8 protein-coding genes, 1 tRNA gene and 1 other RNA gene are annotated in these 6,460 nt (G+C 64.3%); all 10 read left to right on the top strand.

Translation table 11 applies throughout. The features are described 5' to 3' along the window. Positions 1–43 precede the first annotated feature (43 nt). The 10 genes from DK366_RS12975 to DK366_RS13020 all read left to right on the top strand — a co-directional run bounded on the left by DK366_RS12975 (position 44) and on the right by DK366_RS13020 (position 6,330). Positions 44–775, top strand: coding sequence for a 3-deoxy-D-manno-octulosonic acid kinase (locus tag DK366_RS12975; protein WP_109125978.1), 732 nt, complete (start codon positions 44–46; stop codon positions 773–775). Further along, a complete protein-coding gene (locus DK366_RS12980; RefSeq protein ID WP_109125979.1) occupies positions 772–1,530 on the top strand; it encodes an MBL fold metallo-hydrolase in 759 nt (252 codons plus the stop codon). The genes DK366_RS12975 and DK366_RS12980 overlap by 4 nt, the downstream gene beginning before the upstream one ends. A 28-nt stretch (positions 1,531–1,558) precedes the next feature. Beyond that, positions 1,559–2,062 (top strand): DinB family protein, encoded by a 504-nt coding sequence (locus DK366_RS12985; RefSeq protein WP_109125980.1) that lies wholly within the window; start codon positions 1,559–1,561, stop codon positions 2,060–2,062. Positions 2,063–2,160: 98 nt separating this feature from the next. After that, positions 2,161–2,253: transfer RNA gene (locus DK366_RS12990), tRNA-Ser, on the top strand. 62 nt (positions 2,254–2,315) lie between these two features. Beyond that, an RNA gene (ffs, locus tag DK366_RS12995) (signal recognition particle sRNA small type) lies at positions 2,316–2,412 on the top strand. Positions 2,413–2,776: 364 nt separating this feature from the next. Next, a complete protein-coding gene (gene dnaX / locus DK366_RS13000; protein WP_109125981.1) occupies positions 2,777–4,474 on the top strand; it encodes a DNA polymerase III subunit gamma/tau in 1,698 nt (565 codons plus the stop codon). Between the two features lie 21 nt (positions 4,475–4,495). Then, on the top strand, positions 4,496–4,819 hold the full coding sequence (locus tag DK366_RS13005; RefSeq protein WP_109125982.1) for a YbaB/EbfC family nucleoid-associated protein: 324 nt from the start codon (positions 4,496–4,498) through the stop codon (positions 4,817–4,819). A gap of 140 nt (positions 4,820–4,959) precedes the next feature. Further along, complete coding sequence (gene recR, locus DK366_RS13010) at positions 4,960–5,553, top strand: recombination mediator RecR (protein WP_109125983.1); 594 nt, start codon at positions 4,960–4,962, stop codon at positions 5,551–5,553. A 3-nt stretch (positions 5,554–5,556) separates the two neighbouring features. Next, positions 5,557–5,964: a GNAT family N-acetyltransferase gene (locus tag DK366_RS13015; protein WP_109125984.1), complete on the top strand. Its 408-nt coding sequence runs from the start codon at positions 5,557–5,559 to the stop codon at positions 5,962–5,964. 21 nt (positions 5,965–5,985) lie between these two features. After that, a complete protein-coding gene (locus tag DK366_RS13020) occupies positions 5,986–6,330 on the top strand; it encodes a histidine triad nucleotide-binding protein (RefSeq protein WP_109125985.1) in 345 nt (114 codons plus the stop codon). Positions 6,331–6,460 lie beyond the last annotated feature (130 nt).

A 6,460-nucleotide genomic window follows, 5' to 3' on the forward strand; every position in this document is an offset into this window, starting at 1 on the left:
GAATCGGATGAATAAGGGCTCGGGGCGGGCGTCTGACCAACTGATGGCGATGCAGGAACGAATTCGCGAAGACGCCGCTGGTGCGATTCTGTTCGACGCCGCGGTGTGGCCACAAGTCGAGAATGACTGGTTCGAGCCCGAAGTCTGGCGCGAACAGGGGGCTTTGCGTCAGCAGGCGGGCGGGCGTGGCGGCGTGGCCATCATCGAGTCGCCCGCTGGCGACTGCGTGCTGCGCCACTATCGACGCGGCGGCATGGTCGCGAAGCTGATGGGCGATCGTTACCTCTGGCCCGGCGCCGACCATACGCGAAGCTTCATGGAATTCCGGCTGCTGGGGCGTATTGCCGAGCTGGGGTTGCCGAGTGCCTTGCCCGTGGCTTGCCGATATCAACGGCAGGGCCTTTTTTATACCGCCGACTTGATCACGCGACGCATCGCGAATGCCGACACGCTGGCCGAGTGCCTGGCAACGGGCCGGCTGGATGGCGAAATGGCCGAGCTGGTGGGTGCGCTCGTGGCGCGCTTTCATCGCGCGGGCATCTGGCATGCCGACCTGAACGCCCATAACGTGCTGGTCGCCAGCGACGAGCTGTACCTGATCGACTTCGACCGTGGCCGCCTGCGCGAGCCGGCGGAAAGCTGGCAGCAGGCCAACCTGCAGCGCCTGCGTCGCTCGCTGGTGAAGCTGGGCGCGGCCGCGAAGGGCGAGGCCGCGTTCGAGGAAACGTTGTGGAAACCCCTTGTCTATCGCTATGAGCGCACACTGAGAGCATGAACTGGTCCCTGCATTTCCTGGGTGTCGGCGCCGCGCATGCGGTGGAGCTGGGTTCCTCGGCCGTGGTGCTGGAGCGCGATGGCAAGCCGCTGCTGCTGATTGATTGCGGTCCGGATACGCTGGATCGTTACGTGGCGGCGTACGGTGAACCCCCGCGGGCGCTCTACATCACGCATACGCACATGGACCACATCGGTGGCATGGAACGCCTGTTCTTTCGCCTGTGGTTCGACGAGCAATGGCGTGGACGCACGCAGGTCTTCGTGCATGCCGGGCTTGTACCGTGGTTGCAGACGCGCGTGGCCGACTATCCGAATGCGCTGGCCGAAGGCGGCGTCAATTTCTGGGAGGCGTTTCGGTTGGTGCCCTGTACGCGGGGCTTCTGGCTGGATGGCCTGTGGTTCGATGTATTCGGCACGCGGCATCACATGGCGGGCACGTCGTACGGCGTGGCGTTGCCAGGAAGCTTCGCGTATACGGGCGATACCCGCCCGATTCCCGAAGTGCTTGCCCGCGTTGCGCCGGGTGACGAACTTATTGCGCACGATTGCGGTTTGGTGGGCAATCCCTCGCACACCGGCGTGGACGATATCGAGCGCGAATATCCCGAGAGCTGGCGTTCGCGTCTGCGCCTTTATCACTACGGCAGCGAAGCGGACGGACGTGAACTGGAGTCCCGGGGCTTCACCATTGCGCGTACGGGCGAGCGACTGGGCTTGCCTGCGCCGTCGCCACTGCGCCCCGACGCGGGCTGATTCCACGCACCGTCGGTATGGGTAAATCATGTCCATCCAACATCTCGGCAAGCTGCTGCGCTATCGGACCTGGGCCGATCAACTGACCTATGAAGCCGTGCGCGTGCTGCCTGCCGGCGAAGCAACTGCGCCGCGCGCCACCATCTTCGGCAATATGCTGCGTACGCTGACCCACACCTGGGTGGTGGACGATATTTTCCAGGCCCATCTCCAGGGCCGGGCACACGGCTACACCAGTCGCAACACGGACGAGCCGTTGTCGTTCGACGACTTGTGGGCGCGCCAGCAGGTCATGAATGCCTGGTATCGGGACTACGCGGCGTCGCTCACATCGGAACAGGCGAATGAGCTGGTGGTTTTCCAGTTCATTGGTGGCGGGGAAGGGCGGATGACGCGCGAGGAAATCATCCTCCACGTGGTCAATCACGCGACGTATCACCGCGGTTTCGTGGCGGACATGTTCTATCAGGTGCCAGCCAGGCCGCCCGCCACGGATTTCCCGGTTTTCCTGAGGGACGTGCCCCAGGCGTGACGCGGATGCGGGAGCTATCTTGTGTGAAGGCCCCCGTCCCGCTATCCTTTCGCCTCTTTGCCAGGGCCAGTAGGCCCGGCGAGCGGTTTCACCATTGCGGAGAGGTGTCCGAGTGGTTGAAGGAGCACGCCTGGAAAGTGTGTATACGGCTTATCCCCGTATCGCGGGTTCGAATCCCGCCCTCTCCGCCAGTGAGTGAAACCGGGCGACGGCCTCAAGGCTGACGCAACAAAGCACGTCTCTATGGTGGCCCTGTCGGTCCCCCCGCGACGATAGTTCGTAAACTCCGCCAGGCCCGGAAGGGAGCAACGGTAGCGAATGATTCGGGTGCCGGGGTGTGGCTGGCAGGGCCGCCGCCTTTTCGGGCTTCTACCACGCATCGTCGCAGCCGTTACTGACTTGCCGCGGACGACTTGGCACAATCGGTTCTTGCCCCAAGGTTAGAGCCTGCTTATGGCATTCCAGCAGCCCGCGTTGTTTCGTTTAGCCTGCCAGGTGGTAGGGTGCAGCGCTGGCCAGGGTGGTGCCCTGGTCAAGCTGCGCGCTGCCGCATGGTGGGCTAAGCGAAACAACCCTTCGGGCCGGATCTGTTTGCCCACAGGCCGGCGTCATCACTCGATCATGTATCGACATACACTCACTCGTTCTTCCTTGGCCTGCGCGCAAACAGATTCCGGCGCGGGTTACTGGAATGCCATAAGCAGGCTCTAACGAATGTCCTATCAGGTCCTCGCACGCAAGTGGCGTCCCCGCAAGTTCGCAGAACTGGTGGGGCAGGAGCACGTGGTCCGCGCGCTCACCAATGCGCTCGACACCGGCCGCATGCATCACGCCTACCTCTTCACCGGTACGCGCGGTGTGGGCAAGACCACCATCGCCCGCATCTTCGCCAAGTCGCTGAACTGCGAGCGCGGCGAATCGGCCGATCCCTGCGGCGAGTGCGCTGTCTGCACGGCGGTGGACCAGGGCCGTTTCGTCGACCTCCTTGAAATCGACGCCGCCAGCAATACCGGCGTGGACGACGTGCGCGAGGTGATCGAAAACGCGCAGTACGCACCGGCGCGCGGTCGCTTCAAGGTGTACCTGGTCGACGAGGTGCACATGCTCTCCAAGCCGGCGTTCAACGCGTTGCTAAAGACGCTGGAAGAGCCGCCGCCGCATGTGAAATTCCTGCTCGCCACCACCGATCCGCAGAAGCTGCCGGTAACGGTGCTGTCGCGCTGCCTGAAGTTCAATCTGAAGCGTTTGTTGCCGGATCAGATCTCCGGGCAGATGCGCCACATTCTTGGTGCGGAAAACATTCCTTACGAAGACGCAGCCATCGTCGAACTGGCGCGTGGCGCCGACGGTTCGTTGCGTGACGGTCTTTCGTTGCTCGATCAGGCCATTGCTTACGGTGGCGGCTCGCGGCGGGGGGACGACGTGCGCGCCATGCTGGGCAGCGTGGCGCGAGGCCAGGTGTTGGGCCTGCTGCAGGCGCTGGTCGAAGGCAGTGGCGAATCACTCATGGCCGAATGCACGCGCATTGCGTCGTTCTCGCCGGATTTCGGTGGCGTGCTGGACGATCTGGCCAGCGTGCTTCACCGCATCCAGCTGACCCAGCTCGTGCCGGGTTACCGCCCGGAAGACAACGGCAGCGACGACAGCGCACTGGTTGAACTGGCGCAGCAGCTGGCGCCGGAAGACGTGCAGCTTTACTACCAGATCGCCACCACCGGTCGCCGAGACCTTGCCCTGGCGCCCGACGCACGCACCGGTTTCGAAATGGCCATGCTGCGCATGCTCGCCTTCCGCCCCGCGGACGGCGGCGGCTCGCACGCCGAACGCCCGACCACCACTTCGGCGCCCCGGGCACCGGCTGCACCGCAGCATGCCGCCGCACCCGTTGCCAATGAACGCATGCACATGGCGAGCGTGGCTGAAGTGCCTGCCGCACGTGCAGACATGGCACCTGTTTCTGCCCCGGTGACACCGTCCATGGCGACGGTGCCTGCGCCGCGACCTGCGGTGTCGGTCGATGCGCGTGGCCTGCCGCAATGGGACAGCCTGATCGAACAGGCCAACTTGCGCGGTCCGCTGGGCCAGCTGGCCCAGAACGCGGCATTGCGTGATCGCGAAGGCAACACGCTGGTGCTGGCGCTGCAACCCATGCATATGCATCTGGCCGTGGAACCCATGGTCAGCCAGATGGAAGAGCGCATCGGCCAGGCGCTCGGCGAGCGCGTGAAGCTGCGCTTCGTCGAAGAACACGGCGCTGCCGGCCAAACCCCCGCCGCGCGTGCCGCCAACGCGCGCGAAGCGGCACAGTCGGCCGCCGAGCAGGCCATCGAAGAAGATCCCCTGGTGCAGTCGCTGAAGCGCGAATTTGGCGCGCGCGTGGTGCCCCAGTCGATCAAACCGTTTGAACACTGAAAGCGATAGTGGAGTAGACCCATGAGAGGACAGATCGGTCAGCTGATGCAGCAGGCCCAGCGCATGCAGGAAGAAATGAAGCGTGCGCAGGAAGAGATCGCCAAGCTTGAAGTCACCGGCAGTGCCGGCGGTGGCCTGGTCACCGTGCTGATGACCGGCGTGCACGAAGTTCGTCGCGTGCAGATCGACCGCAAGATGTTTGCGGATGATCCGGAAATGGCCGAAGACCTGGTTGTCGCGGCGATCAACGACGCGGTGAACAAAGTGGCTGAAGTCAGCAAGAACAAGATGGGTGGCGTGACGTCGGGCATGAACCTGCCGCCCGGCTTCAAGATGCCGTTCTGACGAACCTTGCTGTAGGAGCACCCTCTGCGCGACAACATGCGGAGCGGGCAGCGCGGCAGTTCGGCACCCATCCGGTCATCGGGCAACGAGGCATCTCCGCGGTCGCGCACAGGGTGCGCTCCTGCAGTGGCATGTGATTCATGAGCAAACTCCTCACCGACCTTATCGAAGCGCTTCGCTGCCTGCCTGGTGTGGGCGGCAAGAGTGCGCAGCGAATGGCCTTCCATTTGCTGGAGCGCGATCGTGAGCGCGGGCAACGGCTGGCGCAGGTGATGGCGCAGGCCATGCGGGATATCGGCAACTGTTCCCGCTGCCGCAATTTCAGCGAAACGCCGGTCTGCACGCTGTGCTCCAGCAGCAGTCGTGACCGCCATGTGCTGTGTGTCGTTGAATCGCCGACGGAGCTTGCAGCCATTGAGCAGGCCACCGGCTATCGTGGGCAGTACTTCGTGCTGCTCGGTCGTTTGTCGCCGCTGGATGGCCTGGGCCCTGAAGAGCTGGGCCTGGATCGCCTTGCCGAGCGTCTCGCCGAGGGCGAGGTCGAGGAAGTGATCATTGCCACCAACCCCACGGTGGAAGGCGAGGCCACGGCGCATTACCTTGCGCAGCTGGCGCGGGCGGCCAACGTAAAGCCGACGCGTCTCGCGCATGGCGTGCCGCTGGGTGGCGAACTGGAATACGTGGATCGCGGCACGCTGGCGCACGCGTTCGGCAGTCGCCAGTCAGTGGACTGATCGATGGAGCCGACGCTCGCGCTTGAGATTCCCGGCAACGAGGAGTACCGCGCACTGCGAGGCGCCGCCGGGCTCAGCATGATGACGGAAGAGGGCGCGGCCCTTGGCCTTCCTGCCAGCTGGTGCTCCGTGTGCGTGCGCCATGACGGCGAATTGATCGGCATGGGGCGCGTAGTGGGTGATGGCGGCCTGTTCCTGTTCGTCGTCGATATGGCCGTGACGCCTGCCTGGCAGGGCAAGGGCATGGGACGGCGTGTGATGCAAGCGCTGATGGACGAGGTGCATGCACGGGCTCCGTCGCGAACGATGGTGGGCCTGATTGCCGATGGCACGGCTCACGAGCTTTACGCCAAATTCGGTTTCAAGCTCGTGGCGCCCGGCGCACACGGTATGCTGCTGCGCCTGTCCTAAGTGCATTGCGAGGAGTCAGACATGGGCGACACCATCTTCGGCAAGATCATTCGCCGCGAAATTCCCGCCGATATCGTCTACGAGGACGATGACGTGCTTGCCTTCCGCGACCTCAACCCGCAAGCGCCTGTGCACGTGCTGTTCGTGCCGAAGAAGCCCATCGCCACGCTGGATGGTGCGACCGCCGCCGATGCGGAGCTGCTGGGCAAGCTGCTGCTCGCCGCTGCGGCTTATGCGCGACGCGAGGGCCTTGCCGACCAGGGCTATCGCACCGTGATCAATTGCAACGAACACGGCGGCCAGACGGTGTTTCACCTGCACCTGCATTTGCTGGCCGGGCGCCAGATGCATTGGCCGCCGGGCTGAAGGGCCCAACAACATGTGGCACAAAAAAACGCCGGCGAAAGCCGGCGTTTTCGTGGACGATTAGTGGTGCGGCGGCGGGGGCGGCGGGGGCGCCCCGCCCACGACCAGTTCGGGTACAAAACATTCGCTG

The organism is Dyella sp. C11 (genome assembly GCF_003121485.1).
GTDB lineage: Bacteria > Pseudomonadota > Gammaproteobacteria > Xanthomonadales > Rhodanobacteraceae > Dyella.

What these genes read in the sequence shown, in the direction of transcription:
- DK366_RS12975 (WP_109125978.1), top strand. Translation starts at nt 44, where the DNA reads ATGGCGATGCAGGAACGAATTCGCGAAGACGCCGCTGGTGCGATTCTG.
- DK366_RS12980 (WP_109125979.1), top strand. Translation starts at nt 772, where the DNA reads ATGAACTGGTCCCTGCATTTCCTGGGTGTCGGCGCCGCGCATGCGGTG.
- DK366_RS12985 (WP_109125980.1), top strand. Translation starts at nt 1,559, where the DNA reads ATGTCCATCCAACATCTCGGCAAGCTGCTGCGCTATCGGACCTGGGCC.
- dnaX (WP_109125981.1), top strand. Translation starts at nt 2,777, where the DNA reads ATGTCCTATCAGGTCCTCGCACGCAAGTGGCGTCCCCGCAAGTTCGCA.
- DK366_RS13005 (WP_109125982.1), top strand. Translation starts at nt 4,496, where the DNA reads ATGAGAGGACAGATCGGTCAGCTGATGCAGCAGGCCCAGCGCATGCAG.
- recR (WP_109125983.1), top strand. Translation starts at nt 4,960, where the DNA reads ATGAGCAAACTCCTCACCGACCTTATCGAAGCGCTTCGCTGCCTGCCT.
- DK366_RS13015 (WP_109125984.1), top strand. Translation starts at nt 5,557, where the DNA reads ATGGAGCCGACGCTCGCGCTTGAGATTCCCGGCAACGAGGAGTACCGC.
- DK366_RS13020 (WP_109125985.1), top strand. Translation starts at nt 5,986, where the DNA reads ATGGGCGACACCATCTTCGGCAAGATCATTCGCCGCGAAATTCCCGCC.